The 16,675-nt window shown below is 68.1% G+C and carries 13 protein-coding genes; 5 read left to right on the top strand and 8 right to left on the bottom strand.

Going from position 1 to position 16,675, the window contains the following annotated elements; genetic code table 11:
* Positions 1–2: 2 nt before the first annotated feature.
* A complete protein-coding gene (locus tag VFF46_RS04230; RefSeq protein ID WP_325035681.1) occupies positions 3–611 on the bottom strand; it encodes a response regulator transcription factor in 609 nt (202 codons plus the stop codon).
* A gap of 441 nt (positions 612–1,052) precedes the next feature.
* On the opposite strand from VFF46_RS04230, the gene VFF46_RS04225 reads away from it, so the two are divergent.
* Positions 1,053–2,135, top strand: a complete 1,083-nt coding sequence (locus tag VFF46_RS04225; RefSeq protein ID WP_325035680.1) for a sensor histidine kinase — start codon at positions 1,053–1,055, stop codon at positions 2,133–2,135.
* A gap of 120 nt (positions 2,136–2,255) precedes the next feature.
* Positions 2,256–3,488 carry an iron-containing alcohol dehydrogenase gene (locus VFF46_RS04220; RefSeq protein ID WP_325035679.1) on the top strand — a complete coding sequence of 411 codons (1,233 nt, stop codon included), beginning with the start codon at positions 2,256–2,258 and terminating at the stop codon, positions 3,486–3,488.
* A gap of 7 nt (positions 3,489–3,495) precedes the next feature.
* Here VFF46_RS04220 and VFF46_RS04215 read toward each other — a convergent pair whose 3' ends face one another.
* Together VFF46_RS04215 and VFF46_RS04210 are read right to left on the bottom strand one after the other, a co-directional pair.
* Positions 3,496–6,360, bottom strand: a complete 2,865-nt coding sequence (locus VFF46_RS04215; RefSeq protein WP_325035678.1) for a glycoside hydrolase family 3 protein — start codon at positions 6,358–6,360, stop codon at positions 3,496–3,498.
* Between the two features lie 127 nt (positions 6,361–6,487).
* Positions 6,488–7,678 carry an ROK family transcriptional regulator gene (locus VFF46_RS04210; protein ID WP_325035677.1) on the bottom strand — a complete coding sequence of 397 codons (1,191 nt, stop codon included), beginning with the start codon at positions 7,676–7,678 and terminating at the stop codon, positions 6,488–6,490.
* 109 nt (positions 7,679–7,787) lie between these two features.
* Between VFF46_RS04210 and VFF46_RS04205 the strand changes: the two genes are divergently transcribed.
* The 3 genes from VFF46_RS04205 to VFF46_RS04195 are packed head-to-tail and all read left to right on the top strand — an operon-like array spanning position 7,788 to position 11,309.
* Complete coding sequence (locus tag VFF46_RS04205; protein ID WP_325035676.1) at positions 7,788–9,452, top strand: extracellular solute-binding protein; 1,665 nt, start codon at positions 7,788–7,790, stop codon at positions 9,450–9,452.
* Positions 9,436–10,407, top strand: coding sequence for an ABC transporter permease (locus tag VFF46_RS04200; RefSeq protein WP_325035675.1), 972 nt, complete (start codon positions 9,436–9,438; stop codon positions 10,405–10,407). The genes VFF46_RS04205 and VFF46_RS04200 overlap by 17 nt, the downstream gene beginning before the upstream one ends.
* Entirely contained in the window at positions 10,404–11,309 is a 906-nt protein-coding gene (locus VFF46_RS04195; protein ID WP_325035674.1) for a carbohydrate ABC transporter permease, read from the top strand. Before VFF46_RS04200 ends, VFF46_RS04195 begins: the two co-directional genes overlap by 4 nt.
* A 6-nt stretch (positions 11,310–11,315) precedes the next feature.
* Here the strand turns inward: VFF46_RS04195 and VFF46_RS04190 are convergent, their stop codons facing one another.
* Genes VFF46_RS04190 through VFF46_RS04170 form a run of 5 tightly spaced genes read right to left on the bottom strand, consistent with a single transcriptional unit; the run spans position 11,316 to position 16,671 of the window.
* Positions 11,316–12,398 carry a LacI family DNA-binding transcriptional regulator gene (locus VFF46_RS04190; protein WP_325035673.1) on the bottom strand — a complete coding sequence of 361 codons (1,083 nt, stop codon included), beginning with the start codon at positions 12,396–12,398 and terminating at the stop codon, positions 11,316–11,318.
* Between the two features lie 41 nt (positions 12,399–12,439).
* A complete protein-coding gene (locus tag VFF46_RS04185; RefSeq protein ID WP_325035672.1) occupies positions 12,440–13,447 on the bottom strand; it encodes a hydroxyacid dehydrogenase in 1,008 nt (335 codons plus the stop codon).
* Between the two features lie 27 nt (positions 13,448–13,474).
* On the bottom strand, positions 13,475–14,371 hold the full coding sequence (locus VFF46_RS04180; protein WP_325035671.1) for a carbohydrate ABC transporter permease: 897 nt from the start codon (positions 14,369–14,371) through the stop codon (positions 13,475–13,477).
* Positions 14,368–15,333 (bottom strand): sugar ABC transporter permease, encoded by a 966-nt coding sequence (locus tag VFF46_RS04175; RefSeq protein ID WP_325035670.1) that lies wholly within the window; start codon positions 15,331–15,333, stop codon positions 14,368–14,370. The genes VFF46_RS04180 and VFF46_RS04175 overlap by 4 nt, the downstream gene beginning before the upstream one ends.
* Before the next feature lie 27 nt (positions 15,334–15,360).
* Entirely contained in the window at positions 15,361–16,671 is a 1,311-nt protein-coding gene (locus VFF46_RS04170) for an ABC transporter substrate-binding protein (protein WP_325035669.1), read from the bottom strand.
* Between the last annotated feature and the right edge of the window lie 4 nt (positions 16,672–16,675).

The raw sequence follows: 16,675 nt of genomic DNA, 5'->3' as shown, positions 1-16,675 counted from the left end.
GGTCAGATCCAGCCGGCTTCCTGGGCGATGCGAACCGCGTCCGTCGCATTGCGCGCCGAGAGTTTACCGATGATGCCGGTAATGCGATTCCGGACCGTCCCCTCAGCGAGAAACAATTGCTGCGCGATCTCGGGTGGCGGTGTCCCCGCTGCGGCGAGCTGGAGAATGCTGCGTTCGCGAGGTGTCAGCGGATTATCGCCGACGGACAGCGCGGCCGAGAGCAGCGTGGGTGACACGACCGGTTTCCCCATGCTGATCTGCCGGATTCCGTCGACCAGTTCAGCGGTGGATATCCCCTTCGGCAGGAAACCCTGGACGCCCGCCGACAACGCCTCGCGGACGATTCCGGGCTTGTCCAACGACGTCAGCAACAGAATTCGGACATCAGGAAACCTCTGCCGGATCTCCTTGGCCACGGAAAGGCCGCTGATCCCGGGGAGTCCGATATCGAGCAGCACGGTGCCGGGCTTGCTCGTCTCTACCAGGCCGATGACGGTGTCACCGCGCTCCGCGGTAGCCACCACCTCGATGTCGGGTTCGAGGTCCAGCAGCGATACCAGTGCTTCCCGCAGGATCTGCTGATCCTCCGCCAGCAGCACTCGTATTGCCATCCGATCCCCCTTGTCGTGCGAGCAGGTCCTCCGCGCCGCGATACCGCCGAACTGCGCAGGCGTCGAAGCTTGCCCTTGGCCACAGTTGCCCTTCGACGGTACTACTCAGGTGTCCGGGCGGGACGGTGGACCCACGATTCCCGCGTGGTGGGCAAGTCGACGCCGTTCCCGGACAGACAGGCGAAGTAGACTGACTTGCCCGCTGGCCATTCAGGCGGGCGACGACGACTCTTCGGGCCCGTGGACAGGGCCGGCATCCTGCGGGGTGACGGGGGAAGGGACGGAGGCTTGGTGACGGGGATCCCATGGCCGGCCCTCGGGAATGTTCGCAACTGGCGAACCGTCCGCCGTGGCGGCCGGGCGTTTGTGCTCTCGATGGCAGGTTGCGCGGCGGTCATTGCCGGCGGGATCGTCGTTCCGGGCGTGACAGCGATCGTGACGATGAGCGGTGTCCCAGAGGCCGTTGGTTACGCGGCGCTGATGATGCTGCAACTCCTGATTTGCCTGCACGGCATGGTGATCCGGGCAGTTGGGATGCCGCTGCGACGCACGTGGCCACTGGTCGTGCCGAGTACGCTCATCGCGTTGCTGGTGGCAATCGCATTCCGCTCCCTGCTGAGTCCGGCGGGGGCCATCGCGATGATCGGTCTGCTCTTGCTCATACTGACCGACGGCATCTGGGGCTGGATTGCCTATCTCGGCCTCGAGCTCCTCGTCCTCGTCGGGATGTGGCTCTGGCATCTCCGGATCGTGGCAAATCCCGATGTGCTCACCATCGTCTACTACACCGTGCTCTACGTCGTCGGCGCGATCGCGGTCCGCGCGATGTCGCTGCTCGCTGTCCATGCCGTCCAGCTGGCGGCGGCGCACGCCGAGATCGCGAGGATGACCTTGCACCAGGAGCGGGACCGGATATCCAGGGATTTACACGATCGGCTCGGACACAACCTCGTGACAATCATGTTGCGGACGGAGTTGGCGGAGCGGCTGGCGGCCGCGGACGTGGAGCGGTCCGAGCGGGAGAGCCGTACGGCGCATCTGCTGGCACGGCAGGCCCTGGAGGACATGCGCGGCATCGCCCATGACACGCTCACCGCGGATCTGGACGCCGAGCTGGCGGCGGCGGTCGACCTCCTGGAGTCACGTGGAGCGGTCTGCCAGATCAGGATCGGCGACCAGCCCGAGGGAGCCGCCGGTGATGTGCTTGCCTGGGTGGTCCGGGAAGCGGTCACGAACATTCTGCGGCACAGCCACCCGACGAACTGCACGCTGGAGCTGGTGCGCATCGAGAGCCGGTTCAGGTTCACGATCGACAACGACGGGGTGGCGGCCGGGGAGCCGGGAGCGCCGGGATTCGGGATCACCGGTATCACCGAGCGGGTCGAGCGGATCGGTGGCACCTGTACTACGGAGACGACCGGCGACCGGTTCCGGCTCCGTGTCACCGTGCCGGCGAGCAATCCACCGCCGGACGGCCCGGTTGGTGACCAAGAAATGCAAGCGGCGAAAACGGCCGGTTCGTAGGTCCCGGCTTCGGACCCGTGAAAAATTGCACCCAATTCCAGTGGGTGCATTTGTGGATACCTGGCATTTACCCTTTCGGCGTTGACTTCGTCAAAGGCGGCGGCGGACAATGATGGATCCGTGAAGGGAGTCGTCGACGTGCCGGGACGCGCCAATGCGGTTGCGCAATGGGGGTGCCGGACTCGGATTTGTGCCGGCGAGGGCGCGTTGGACATGGTGGTATCCGGTGATATTCCGCGGCAGCAGAACGTATTGGTCCTCGGCTCCGGATTCGCCGCGGCGAACTTCCGGCTCGTGGACGGTGTCCGGCGCCGGCTGAAAGTCCCTGCTGACCGGCTGCACCTGATCCAGGCGCCCGCCACGGTCGAGCAGGTCGAGACGCTCGCTGCCCTGCTGACACGAGTTCCGGCCGACAACGTGGTGGCCATTGGTGGTACCGCGGCGCTCGACGTGACGAAGCTTGCCTGCCACCAGCTCGCCGACGATCGGACCTTGGCTGTCGTCCGCGCACGCGGTGCCGGCCGGGGCGTGATCACCCTGCCGTTCGAAGCTCCCGCGCGGGTCCGGCAGATCCTCGTGCCGACCACGTTCGGATCGGCCGCCGAGCTGAGCCCGCATGCGGCGGTGCGGCTTCGTGGTCAGCAGCGCGTGGTTTACGGCGGCGGACTTCCACCCTCGCTCGCTGCCATCGACAGCGGCTTGACCAAGTCGCTGGCACGACAGGCTGTTCTCGACGGACTTCTGATGTCGCTGGCCAGATTCGTGGATCCGTATGTCGATGGAGACGGCCAGGAGACGATGACGGCTGTCGAGGCACAGACGGCTACGAGTGCGCTGGCATCGCTGGGCCTCCGCGCGCAAGCGGGCGATTTGTCGGCGCCTGACCGGCTGCTCGCGTCGTACCTGAACGTCACACAAGTCGGGCCGGCAATCGTGGGCAGGCATCCATACGTCAGCAAGGCCTGGGCCGTCACGGCTGAGCTGATCGGGATCCTGCGGCTTCGTCCGGCTGCTGCTCTTGGCACGGTGCTCCCGTCGATCTGGCGGCGGATCGACGACGGCGACGATCGATTCGGGGACCGGGAACGGCTCAGGCGGGCCTGGGGATGGATCCGTACCAGCGGATACGGCCACCTGCCCGCCGATCCGGCCAACGGGGTCGCCGCCCTGATCCGGTCGTGGGGAATCGACAGCGAGATCGTGGACGGACATCGCGCCGCAAGGGTGACGGGCTCGCGAGCGGCACGCTTCTGGGGCGGCAACCAGTCCCCGCTCACCGGAATACCCGCCGCCGACCTCACCCGCCTGGTCTCCGACGCGCTCTCCGCCAACGCCATCTCCGACGGCCAGTAGTCGATTGTCACGCCGGCTGATCAGTCCGTCGGTGATCGCGATGTCGTTCGTCAGCTGTGTCGTCGAGGCGCGGCGCACGAGCTTCGGCGTGTAGGGACTCGAGTACTACGTCGGCTGTGGAGAAGACCGCGTAGAGGGTGTGTGGTCCGGTCGCCGGGGTGAGTTCGCCGGTGATTTCGATCAGGCCGTCTGTTGGTGGGACGTGTAGGGCGCTGAGGGGTTGGCCGTGGAGGGGATCGTCCAGGCGGAGTTGGATGGTGGCTGGAAGGGTGCTGCGGTTGGCTACCCGGGCCCGGTAGCGGGTGGATTCGAGCAGGACGTCGTCGAAGGCCAGCCAGGCTTGGGGTTCCAGCGAGATCACGGCGTCGCCGCGCTCCGGGGTCGCGGCCGTCAGCGTGACGGCGCAGTACTCGTCGAAGGCGGTCGCGGCCAGGTCGAGGCTGCGTGGGGGGATCCGCTCGCCGCGGACGTCGAGGGTGGTGGTGAGGCGGAGGTCGGTGCTGGAGCGGCCGACCATGATGCTGTGGTGGGCGGTCTCGACGCAGTGGCGGTCGCGGGTCACGTCCCAGAATCCGAGGTCGGCCGCGGCGACGGTGAGCTCGACCGAGGCGGTTTCGCCGGGCTGCAACGAGATCCGCCGGAAGCCGCGCAACTGCCGAAGGGGTTGCTTGACCCGTGACCGTTGCTGGCGGGTGTACAGCTGGGCGACTTCGGTGCCGGGCCGGACGCCGGTGTTGGTGACGGTGAACGTGACCTGCACCTCGCTGTCCGCCGGTACCGACGGCGTGCTCAGCCGCAGATCGCCGTACGCGAAGGTCGTGTAGCTGAGGCCGTGGCCGAACGGGTAGAGCGGAGTGCCCCGGTAGTAGAGGTACGTCGCGTCGGTGGTGACGATGTCGTAGTCGAGCAGACCGGGGAGATCGGCGGCGGAGTGGTACCACGTCTGGGTCAGCCGGCCCGACGGATCGTGGTCGCCGAACAGTACGTCGGCCAGCGCGCGACCGTACTCCTGACCGCCGTGTGCGGACCACAGGATCGCCGGGAGGTGCTGCTCAGCCCAGCCGATCGCGAACGGATAGCTGCTGGTGAGCACCAGTACGGTCTGTGGGTTGGCCGAGTGGACCTCGCGGACGAGACGTTCCTGTCCGGCCGGGAGATCGAGGCTGCGCCGGTCCTCGGTCTCGCGGCCGTTCACCAGCGGGTGGTTGCCTGCGACAACGATCGCGACCTCGGCCGCGGCCGCGAGCTCGGCGGCCCGGGCCGCTCCGTCGACCAGTACGTCGACCTCGAACGCCGAGCCCTCGTCGGCGAGGCCGACCGTGCCGTGACGGTCGACGGACAGGTAGCGGCCGCTGTGCTGATGCTGGATCAGCACCTCGTCAGCCTGCCGCACGAGCCGAAAGGTCTCCTTGACCTCCCACCCGTTCGGCCCGGGCTGGTCCGCCACCACCTCGCCGTCATCGGCAACAGTCACGTACTGCCCGTTCAGCACCGACCGCAACGCCCAGGAACCCCCACCCCAGTCGAACAGGTCGAACTCACCGGGCACGCTGCCGGCCCGCAGTACCGCGTCCGGGCCGACGGTGACGTACGACGACGTACCGGCCACTCGGAGGGAGATCCGGTCGACGCCCTCGTGGTACTCGACCCGGTGCCGGCCCAGGCGTTCGGCGACGCCGTCGAGTGCGGTGATCTGGTAAGGCAGCGTGCCGGCGTACAGGTCCGCGGACAGCGTGCCGGCCAGCGGGCCGATGACGGCGACCCGGGTCAGCGTGGACGCGGCGAGAGGCAGCAGGCGGCCGTCGTGCTTGAGCATCACGATCGACGCGCGGGCCGCCTCCTGGGCGAGCCGGCGGTGTGCCGGGCAGTTGACCAGCTCGGGTTCGAGCTCGTGGTACGGGCTGAGCTCGGGCGGGTCGAATTCACCCAGCCGGAGGCGGATCGCGAGCACCCGGCGTACCGCGGCGTCGATGTCCCCGGCGGTGATCAGCCCACGGTCAAGCGCTTTCGTCAGCCGTTCGACGGTCGGAGCGGAGTTCGAGTCGTCCTGCGTGAAGCTGTCGACGCCGGCCTTGAGCGCGGCGGCGTACGCGGTCGGTCCGTCGGCCAGGTACTGCTGTACGCCGAAGAGGTTGCCCGGTGCGTACGCGTCGCTGACCACGAGGATGTCCTCGGACGCCCAGGTCCGCAGTACGTCGTTGATCAGCGGGCTCAGGTGCGCCGGCCGGCCGTTCACCAGGTTGTACGACGGCATCACGGCGACGGCGGCGCCGGCCTCGATCGGTGCGCGGTACGCCGGGAGTTCGTAGTCGTGCAGCACGCGCGGAGGGACATTGCTCGACGTCGTGCACCGGTCGGTCTCGTTGTTGTAGGCAAAGAAATGCTTGAGGGTCGGCGCGGTCTTCAGGTATGCCGGGTGGTCGCCGGCCAGCCCGCGCGCGTAGGCCGTCGCGACGACGCCGGTCAGCCAGGGATCCTCGGCGTACCCCTCCTCGTTGCGGCCCCAGCGCGGGTCGCGGAGCGGGTTGACCACCGGGGCCCAGACGTTCAGCCCGACGCACGCCGGGTCCTTCTGGTGGAAGACCCGGACCTCGTCGCCCACGGCGGAGCCGATCGCCCGGACGAGGTCGGGCTGCCAGCTGGCCGCCAGGCCGATCGCCTGCGGGAACACGGTCGCCGGGCCTTGCCAGGCAATGCCGTGCAAGGCCTCGGTGCCGGTGCGGAACGCCTCCAGGCCGAGCCGGGGGACCTGCGGCTGGTACTGGTGCAGTAGCGCGATCTTCTCGTCCTGCGTGAGCCGCGCGAGCAGGTCGTCGATCCGCTCGGCGGGCGGCTGGGCCGGGTCGCGGAACCGGGGAGTTGGAGTACTCATGGCGATCGACTCCGTTGGCTGGGTATGTCGAAGCGCTTCGACAGATCGGGCGTGGGACCGAGAGTGGCATCCCGTGCGCTCACGGTCAAGACCCCGCGGATGCCCTGTCCAGCCTGCGTTGGGGTGTTCAGCCCGGCAGCCGGCCGCTGGTCAGCGGAGTGAGGGCGTGGGCCGTCGCGCCCAGAGGAGTCGCGGTGTGCGGGAAGGTCGACGGAGCGACGGTGCAGCCGCCGGCGTCGGGGGCGGTGGTGGCCTCACGGAGGGCCTTGTCGATCGCGGGAGCCAGGTGCTCGGCGAGCAGCGCGTACGCGCCGCCGAGCACCACCACCTCGGGGTTGAGGACGTTGACGAGAGCGGCGATGCCGTGGCCGAGATGTGTGCCCGCCTCGGTGAGCACCTCGATGACCTCCGCCTCCCGGTCCTCCGCGCGCCGCAGGAGCCCCTCGAGCCGGTGCTGCGAGTCGTCCTCGTCGCCCGTCGCGTCGACGCGGGCGAGGATCGCGGGGAGGCCGGCGAGGGCCTCCAGGCAGCCGTGGCGGCCGCACGGGCAGAGGGGGCCGTTCGGGATCAGGCGCAGGTGGCCGATCTCCCCGACGTACCCGAGGTGTCCTTGCAACGGCCGGCCGTCGGCGATGATCCCGGCGCCGACGCCGGTGTCGCCGGTGAGGTGGATCAGGTTCGGCGTACCGGCGTATTCGCCGTACAGGTGCTCGGCCAGCACCCCTAGCGACGCGTCGTTGTCCACCGTCACCGGAATGTCCGGCCGGCCGAGCGCCGCGGCCAGCTCGGCGCGCAGCGGCACGTCCCGCCACCCGAGCCCGGCCGCCAGGACGACGCTGCCCTCGCGGTTGACCAGCCCCGGTACGCCGACCGTGATGCCGAGGATGCGCCGCCCCGAGGACTGCACGGTGGTGATCGCCCGGCGGGCCAGTGAGGTGAGCGCGGCGATCGTCTTCGCCGGTCCGGCGTCGACGCCCGGCCCGGCCCGGTGCCAGCGCAGTACCTGCTCGCCCGCCGTGTCGCAGCCGAGCGCGGTCAGGCCGCGCGCGCTCACCTCGAGCCCGATCGTCGCGTACGCCGACCCGTCGAGGACCAGCAGCGTCGCGGGGCGGCCGACGTGGTTCTGGGTCTGCTGGGTCTCGCGGACCAGCCGGCGGTCCAGGAGTTCACCGACGATGCTGGTGACGGTCGCCTTGTTCAGGCCGGTGCCGGTGGCGATCGCGGCCCGCGAGCACGGTGCCCCGCGGCGCAGGTGCCCCAGCACCGCGGCCAGGTTGGTGGCGCGGATGTCGGTGTGGTCCGCGGTCTGTGTGATCAAGGCCCGTCCGTTCGGAAGAAAGTTCTGGGTCAGTTCTACACCTTGTCGTGCCGTCGGCTCTGCGTTAATTTGTTTGGCTATCAGCCAAACAAATTCTAGGGGATGCGACGTGACCGGACCAGAGATCGGCGGCCCCAGGCGCCGGACCTTCATCTCCCTGCTCGGCGCCGGCGCGGCGGCCGCCGCCGGCGGGGTCACACTGACCGGCTGCTCCAAGGGCAGCACGGGATCCGGGACGGCGGGGCGGGCGGAGACCGAGGACAAGCTGGCGGGCCTGTTGCCGAAGTACCTCCGGTACGAACCGGTGAGGCCGGATCTGCCCGGCGAGAACGGCGCCGCGCCGGGCTTCTCGCACTATCCGGGCGAGCTGAAGCGAGCGGTGCCGGACAAGATGGTGGCGAGCGGCAGGGAAGTCACCGCGATGACCCCGCTGTGGAGCCCGATCCCGCCGCTGGCGAACAACTCGTACTTCGACGCGAACAACGAGCGGATCGGCGCGCCGGTCAAGTTCAACATCCTGAACGGCAACGACTACGGCGACAAGCTCGGCCCGATTCTTGCTGCCGGCAACATCCCGGAGCTGCTCTGCATCCCGGGCTGGAACATCTCCGGCCTGACCCGGTTCGGCCAGGCCGCGGACAAGCTGTTCGAGGACCTGACGCCGTACCTGGCCGGCGACAAGGCGGCGGCGTACCCGATGCTGGCCAACCTGCCGACCCGGGCCTGGGCGTACGGCGTCTGGAACTCGCAGCTGAAGGCGGTGCCGTTCCCGTCCGACGGGTTCCCGTGGATGATGATGTACCGCAAGGACATCTTCGACCAGCTCGGTGCGGAGCCGCCGAAGAACTCGGGGGATTTGCTTGCGCTGGGCAAGCAGCTGACCGACGCCAAGACCGGCCGCTGGGCGTTCGGCAGCGTCGCCGACGAGGTGATCCGCTCGTTCGGTGCACCGGGCAGCTGGCGCAAGGACTCCAGCGGCAAGCTGGTGAACAAGATCGAGACGCCGGAGTTCGCCGAAGGCGTGGCGTTCGTCAGACAGCTGTTCCAGTCCGGCTATGTGCATCCGGAAGTCGTCGCCGGCGGAGGCGCGGACGAGAACGCGCTGTTCGAGGGCGGCAAGTTCCTGATCCGGCAGAACGGCCTGGGTGGCTGGCACGAGTCGCTGCAGCGGCAGCTGCCGATCAACCCGAAGTTCGACCCGCAGCCGGTGCTGCCGTTCGCCCACGACGGCGGTACGCCGATCGTCTGGACCGGCGATCCGGCCGGGATCTTCACCTTCGTGAAGAAGGGGGTCGGGCAGGACCGGGTCAAGGAGTTGCTCGGCGTGCTGAACTACACGGCGGCGCCGTTCGGCACCCAGGAATACCAGCTCTACAACTATGGGGTCGAGGGCAAGCACTACACGCTGCAGAGCAACGGTGCGCCGAAGCTGACGCCGCTCGGACAGAAGGAAGTCTCGCAGACCTACATCTTCCTCGGCGGGCGGCCGCTCGCCATCACCGAGAGCGAGTACCCCGGCTACGTGCAGTCGATGAGCGCCTGGCAGAACGCCGCGGCCAAGGTCCGGGAGAAGAATCTCTTCGACGGCATCCGGGTCGAGCAACCGGCCAAGATGGCCGCGCTGGGCAAGCCCTTCGACGACGCGCTGCAGGACATCTTCCGTGGCCGCCGCCCGGTCAGCGAGCTGAAGACCGCGGTGAAGCAGTGGCAGGACAACGGCGGCAACGAAGGCCGTGACTTCTACGCGAAGGTTCTCAGTGACAACGGTCGGTAGGGTCCGGGTCCGCGAGGCTCGGGCGCGCGCGACGCGGGCCGGTGGGATGGGATTCCGGCACCGGTTGCGGCGGGACTGGCCGTTGCTGCTGATGGTGGCGCCGGTGATGGTGCTGCTGGGCGTGTTCCACTACTTCCCGACGCTCGGCAACGTGATCGCCTTCCAGGACTACTCGCCGTACGCCGGGATCCGCGGAAGCGACTTCGTCGGGTTCGCCAACTTCCAGCGGATGTTCTCCGAGCCGGCGTTCTGGACGGCCGTCGCCAACACGCTCTCGATCACCGCCGTGCAGCTGATCTTCTTCTTCCCGATCCCGATCGCGCTCGCCCTGCTGCTGAACAGCGTGCTGTCCGCGAAGATCCGCAACGTCGTCCAGGGCATCGTCTACCTCCCGCACTTCTTCTCCTGGGTGCTGGTCGTCTCGCTGTTCCAGCAGATGATCGGCGGCGCCGGCCTGCTCTCGCAGACGTTGCGCGAGCACGGGCACCAGGCCATCGACCTGATGACGAAGCCGGACACCTTCATCCTGCTGGTCACCGGACAGGCGGTCTGGAAGGACGCCGGGTGGGGCATGATCGTGTTCCTCGCCGCGCTGTCGACGATCAGCCCGGAGCTCTACGAGTCGGCCGCGGCCGATGGTGCCAACCGCTGGCGCCGCCTCTGGCACATCACCCTGCCCGGCCTGCGCCCGGTGATCGTGCTGCTGCTGATCCTGCGCCTCGGCGACGCCCTCACCGTCGGATTCGAACAGTTCATCCTGCAACGCAGCGCCGTCGGCGGCAGCGCCGCGGAGGTACTCGATACCTACGTCTACTACCAGGGCCTGCTCGTCGGCGACTTCGGCTACGGCGCTGCCGCAGGCCTCTTCAAGGGCGTCGTCGGCCTCGTACTCGTCCTGGCGGCCAACAGATTCGCCCACCTGGTGGGCGAGCAGGGGGTGTATTCGCGCTCATGACCGCAAGAGCTGTCTGGGAAGAAGAACCGACCGTCGCCGGCCGCCTGAGCAAGCCGGTGGTGCTGACGCTGATCGCGCTCGCCGTCGCGTTCCCGCTGTACGTCGTGGTGGTGACGAGCCTGTCGTCGACCGAGGCGGTGACCCGCGCGGGCGGCCTGGTCGTCGTACCGCGCGAGCTCACCGTGGCGGCGTACGTGCAGCTGCTCTCGGGCGGAGTGGTGACGAAGGCGCTGGTCATCAGCGTTGCGATCACCGCCGTCGGTACGGCGTTCAGCCTCGGCATCACCGTGCTGGCGGCGTACGGGCTGTCGCGGCCGGGGTCGTTGTTCCACCGGCCGTTGCTGTTCGTGGTGCTGCTGACGTTCCTGTTCGGCCCCGGCATCATCCCGAGCTATCTGCTGGTGAACTCGCTCGGGCTGATCGACCACTACGCGTCGCTGATCCTGCCGGCCGCGATCTCGGGGTTCAACCTGATCGTGATGCGCTCGTTCTTCATGGGCATCCCGGGAGAGCTGATCGACAGCGCCCGGATCGACGGCGCCGGGGAGCTGTCGATCCTGCGCAGGATCGTGCTGCCGTTGTCGAAGGCCGTGGTCGCGGTCGTGGGCCTGTTCTACGCCGTCGGCTACTGGAACGCGTTCTTCAACGCTCTGCTGTACATCAACGACAACACCAAGTGGCCGCTGCAGATGGTCCTGCGAACGTACATCGTCCAGCAACAGGCGCTCCCGACCGGCGCCGGCGGCATCGCGACCGGCGTCGGGCTGGGCCTCCAGCCGGCGCCCGGCCTGGCGATCAAGATGGCGATCGTGGTGATCGCGATCGTCCCTGTCCTGCTGGTCTACCCGTTCATCCAGCGCCACTTCACCAAGGGCGTGATCATCGGCGCGGTCAAGGGGTGACTATGGCTACCTGAGGTCAGCTCGTCCTGAACGCCTCGGAGGTGGGCCGGCAGAGTCACGGATGATCACGTGCGTGCCGATCACGGTGTGCTGGCTCATGGCGTGCCGGTCGCGGTTGAGGGCATAGCGTACGGCGGTCCGCCCGAGCTCCTCGTAGTCCACGTGGACCGTCGTCAGCTCGGGGGTGAGATCCCTCGCCAGTGGGATGTCGTCGTACCCGACGACCGACACGTCCTCGGGCACCCGGAGGCCGGCCTCCCGCAACGCGACCAGTACGCCGCTGGCCACGACATCGGTCGCCGCGAAGATCGCGGTGAACGTCCGGTCGCCGGACAGCAGGTCGCGGGTGGCCTGGTACCCGGACTCGCGGTCGAAGGTGATCGCGCGGGTCCGGTGCGGAGTCATCGGCAGCTGGTGTGCCTCGTGGGCCCGCTCGAACCCGCGGAGACGTCCGTCGATCGTGGTGTGGCCCGGTTCGCCGGCGCCGAGGAAGGCGATGTCGCGGTGGCCGAGGGAGATGAGGTAGCTGGTGACGGCGTACGCACCCCCTTCGTTGTCGTACTCGACCACCGTGGCGGGCACATCGGGGCCGAGCGGCGGGCTGCCACACAGCACCAGACGCGAGCCGGACTTGTCGAGCGCGTGGGCGATCTGCATCGCCCGCTCGACGTAGGACCGGCTGTTGACCCGGCCTCCGACCAGGACGACCGCTTCGGCCTGCTGCTCGCGCATCAGCTCGACGAGTTCCAGTTCGCGTTCGGGATCGCCGTGGGTGGCGCAGACCAGGCACAGCCGTCCTTCGGCGGTCGCCTGCTGCTCGACGCCTTGACCGACGTACGCGAAGGAGGGACCGACCAGGTCATGGACGATGAAGGCCACGGTCTTCGTACCGCCGCCGACCAGGGCCCGGGCCTGGGCGTTGATGACGTAGTCCAGCTCGCGGACCGCCTTCAGCACCCGCGCGCGGGTCGCCGCCGACACGGGATAGTTGCCGGCGAGCACCCGCGACACCGTGGTGGCGGACACCCCCGACGCGGCGGCGACGTCCTTGACGGTCGGACGGTCGCCGGAGGTCGGTTGTCGTGCCACCGTGGCCCCCTTTCGGAGAGACTGGACGGGTCCACGATAGGTCAGGCGACCCGGTCCAGATCGGAGGCCACGATCGCGTGCGCGAACGGGCGCCCGGCGAGGAAGCGTTCGAGCTCGTCGATGACGCAGTCGCCCATCCGCGCCAGTTCGTTCCCGTGCGAGCCGGCGATGTGCGGTGTCAGGAAGGCGTTGGGCAGCTCCCAGAGTGCGGAGCCGGCCGACAGCGGCTCGGGTTCGGTCACGTCGAGTACGGCGTACAGCCGGCCGGCCTCGAGGTGTTCGATCAGCGCGGCAGTGTCGACGAGGCTGCCGCGGGCGGTGTTGATCAGGGTCGCCCCGTCCCGCATCAGCGCGAGCTGTTCGGCGCCGACGAGCCGATCGGTCCGCGGGTTCGCCGGGGCATGCACGCTGACGACGTCAGAAGTGCGCAACAACGTGTCCAGGTCGACCTGCCGTACGCCGAGCTCGGCGGCGGTGGCCGCGTCGACGTACGGGTCGAACAACGACACCTCCACGTCGAACGGACGGAGCAGTTCGATGACGCGCCGGCCGATCCGGGACGCGCCGATCACCCCGACCGTCCGGCCGTAGTTCCCGACCCCGCTCTGCACCTCGGCCAGGGTGAAATGCCTCGACGCGTGGTACCGGTCGCGGAGCCGGAAGACGTTCTTGCCGGCGAACAGTATCGCGGCGAGGGTGTACTCGGCGACCGGTACGGCGTTCGCCGCGGCGGCTGAGGTGATCGCCAGGCCGCGCTCCCAGCACGCCGGGGAGAGGAGCGCCTTGACCGAGCCCGCGGTGTGCAGGACCGCCCGCAGCCGGGGCGCCGCGTCGAGGACCGCCGCGGTGATCGGCGGGCAGCCCCATCCGGTGATCAGGAACTCGGTCGAGGCCAGGGCGGTCCGGATCTCGCCGGTGTCGAACCGCTCGGCCACGACGGTCTGGTCGACGCGCACGAGTTGCTGCAGCCGGTGCATCGAGCGTGCGGGGTACAGGTCCGGCAGATGCTGTGCGCCGAGGGCGAAAAGTGCCGCGGGGCGGTCGGCCACGGGCTCCTCCGTTCATGGGATGGAAAGCTATTTCAGGCTGCCCAGCGTGATGCCGGAGCGCCAGTACCGCTGCATGGAGAGCATCAGGGCGACGATCGGGACGAGCGAGACGATCGCTCCGACGATGACGAGTCCGGTCAGGTCGACGGACTGGTCGACCTTGACGTTCAGCCAGGAGTACAGGCCGAGCATCAGGGTCCATTTCTGTTCGCCGCGCAGGAACACCAGCGGCCCGAAGAAGGAGTTCCACGAGCCGACGAACCCGAGCAGGAAGATGGTCGCGGATCCGGTCGTCATCAGCCGCGCTCCGATGGTGAAGAAGGCGCGGTACTCGCCCGCTCCGTCGACGCGGGCCGCCTCGAGCAGTTCCGGCGGGACCGCCCCTTCGGCGTACACCTTGGCCAGATACACCGAGAAGGCGCTGAAGAAGTGCGGCAGGATGATCGCCCATGGTGTGTCGACCAGGTGCAACCGGGTGTAGAGCAGGAACGACGGAATTGTCAGCAGCGCGCCGGGGATCAGGAACGAGGCGATGATGCAGCCCATCAGGATCCCGCGGCCGCGGAACCGGTACATCGCCAGGGCGTAGCCGCACGCGACGCAGATGATGGTCATCCCAACGGTGCCGGCGACGCCGTACAGCAGGGTGTTCGCCATCCAGCGCAGGAAGATTCCGTCGTGGTAGGTGAAGAGGTCCCGGACGTTGTCGAAGAGATGGAACCGGGCGAACCACAGGCCGTTGGTGGTGTAGAGATCACGCTGGTCCTTCGTCGCGGAGACGATCAGGAACCAGACAGGGGCGATCGAGTAGACGAGGAAGAGGACGAGACCTGTCCGGACCAGGATCCTGGACAGCTTGGACGGATGATGGCCGGCGGGCAGATCGTCGTCGGTGCGGCGTCTGGCGGCAGCGGTTCCGGTCATGCGGGAGCCTTGTTCGTGAGTTTGTAGAAGGTCGCCGAGATCAGGCCGACCACGAGCGCGAGAACGATGGACAGCGCCGCGGCGTAGTTGAAGTCGCCGACCGCGAAGGCCTGGTTGTAGATGGTCATGATCGGGGTGAAGTCCTTGGTGACGGTCTCGGGTGTCATCGAGCGGAACAGCAACGGTTCGCTGAAGATCTGGAGGGTTCCGATGATGCCCAGCACGCTGACCAGGACCAGGGAACGCCGTACGTACGGCACCTTGATCGACCAGGCGATCCGCCACTCGGACGCGCCGTCGACCCGCGCGCTGTCGAAGATGTCGCGGGGCACCGCCTGCAGGGCGCCGTACACGATCAGCATGTTGAAGCCGATGCTGCCCCAGGCCATCAGATTGCCGACCGACACCCAGATCAGCCCGCTGCTGTAGAAGTTCGCGTCGATCCCGAACAGCTTGAAGAACGGCGTGAGCGGCCCGACGGCAGGGCTGTAGAGATAGATCCAGATCAGGGTCGCGACGATGCCGGGGCTCATGTAGGGCACAAGCATCGCGACCCGGAGCTTTCCGGCGGCTCGTCGGCGGACGGAGTCGAGCAACAGGGCCAAGGCCAGGCTGGTGACCTGGATCAGTGGGATGACCACGATCGCGAACAGCCCGACCCGCCACAGGCTGCCCCAGAACTTCACGTCGTGCAGGACGCGGTCGAAGTTCTCGAACCCGCTGAAGCTGACGGTCTTGGCGCCGAAGCCGAGGCCGGAGCTCTTCGCTGTGTAGAGGCTCTTGCTCAGCGCCATCACCACTGGGACCACGGTGAAGATCACGAAGCCGGCGAAGAACGGCACGGTGAACGATGCGCCTTTGAGCGCGACGGTACGCCGCCAGCGCGGGGTTGAGGCACCGACGTACCGGTCGCGCCGGCCGGGTGGTGTGATCAGCGGTTTCGACTTCAGCTCCAGGGACATCCCGACTCCTCCCACTCGATCTCGGTGTCAGCTCGCGACGTTGATGCCCTTGGCCTTGAGATCGTCGACGGTGAACTTCTGCATGTTCTCGAGGAGCTGGCGGAAGGTGATCTTCTTGGTGACCGCCTGCGCCCACTGGTCCTGCAGCTCCTTGAAGACCCCGGTGTAGTTGGGGCCGACCAGCCAGTTGTCTACTCCGGACCCGGAGGCCTTGTCGATGACCGTCTTGGCCTCCGAACGGTGGCTGCCGAACAGCTTCCGCGGTACCGAGGCGTCGATCCACGGCGACGGGTCGGGCATCGCACCCGGCCAGGCGTAGGACCCGGTGGCCTTGTCGTAGGTGGCGTCGACGCCGTCCTTGGTGGTGTTCATCCAGATGCCCACCTCGGTTGCTTCCCTGGGGTGCTGGCATCCCTTCGGCACCAGCAGAGCGCTGCCGTGCGCGGGAGTCGCGAACTTCGTGGCGCCGGCGAACTGCGGCAGATCGACCGGTTCCCAGTCGCCGATGGTCTTCTTGAAGTGCAGCTCGTAGTTGGTCAGCTGCCAGGTCGAGGTCGGCAACGAGACCATCTTGCCCTGGTCGAAGTACGCGATCAGGGCCGGCCGGTCCTGATAGGTCTGGTTGGCGACGAGACCGTTGTCCACCAGTTGCTGGAGAATGTTGGCAGAGGCAACGGACTCGGGGGAGAGGAAGTCGACCTTCCAGGCGTCGTTCTGCACCGAGTACCAGGTTCCGCCGGCCTGGATGATCAGGTTGACCAGGGTGCTCGGGTCCTCACCGGCCAGGTTCATCACCTGGACGCCGTGTGGCTTGAGCTTCTTGCCGGCGGCGATCACGTCGTCCCAGGTCTTCGGCACGGGTACGCCGTACTTGTCGTAGGCCGCGCGGTTGACCATCATGAACGTCGGTCCGGTGCCGGTGGGGATGCCGTAGTACTTGTCCTGGACCTTGGCGCCGCTGAGTGCGGAGGCCTTGAACTTGCTCTCCGCGGGCTTCACGTAGTCGGTCACGTCGGTGAGGAGACCCTCCGACAGCAGGGCCGGTACGTCGCCGAAGTTCTGCGCCAGGCAGGGGATCGCGCTGCCCGCCGCGACGGCGTTGCGCAGCGCAGTGGCGGTGCCCGGAAGGTCTGCCTGCTTGACGAGCTTGACCTTGATGTCGGTGTGGGTGGCGTTGAACTTGTCCACCACCGGCTGGACGTCGGTCCAGCCCCAGTACTCGATCTGGACCGGGCCGGAGGCCGACTTCTTGCCGGTGTCGCTACTGCAGGAGACCGCGGTGGCGGCCAGGCACAGGGCGAGGCCGGCCAGCACGGCGCGACGGCTGTTTCTGGGCATGCGT

Origin of the sequence: Kribbella sp., from assembly GCF_035655035.1 — a bacterium.
Classification (GTDB): domain Bacteria; phylum Actinomycetota; class Actinomycetes; order Propionibacteriales; family Kribbellaceae; genus Kribbella.
The sequence above is the reverse complement of the archived record's forward strand: the minus strand, read 5'-3'. Positions and strand labels throughout refer to the sequence as shown.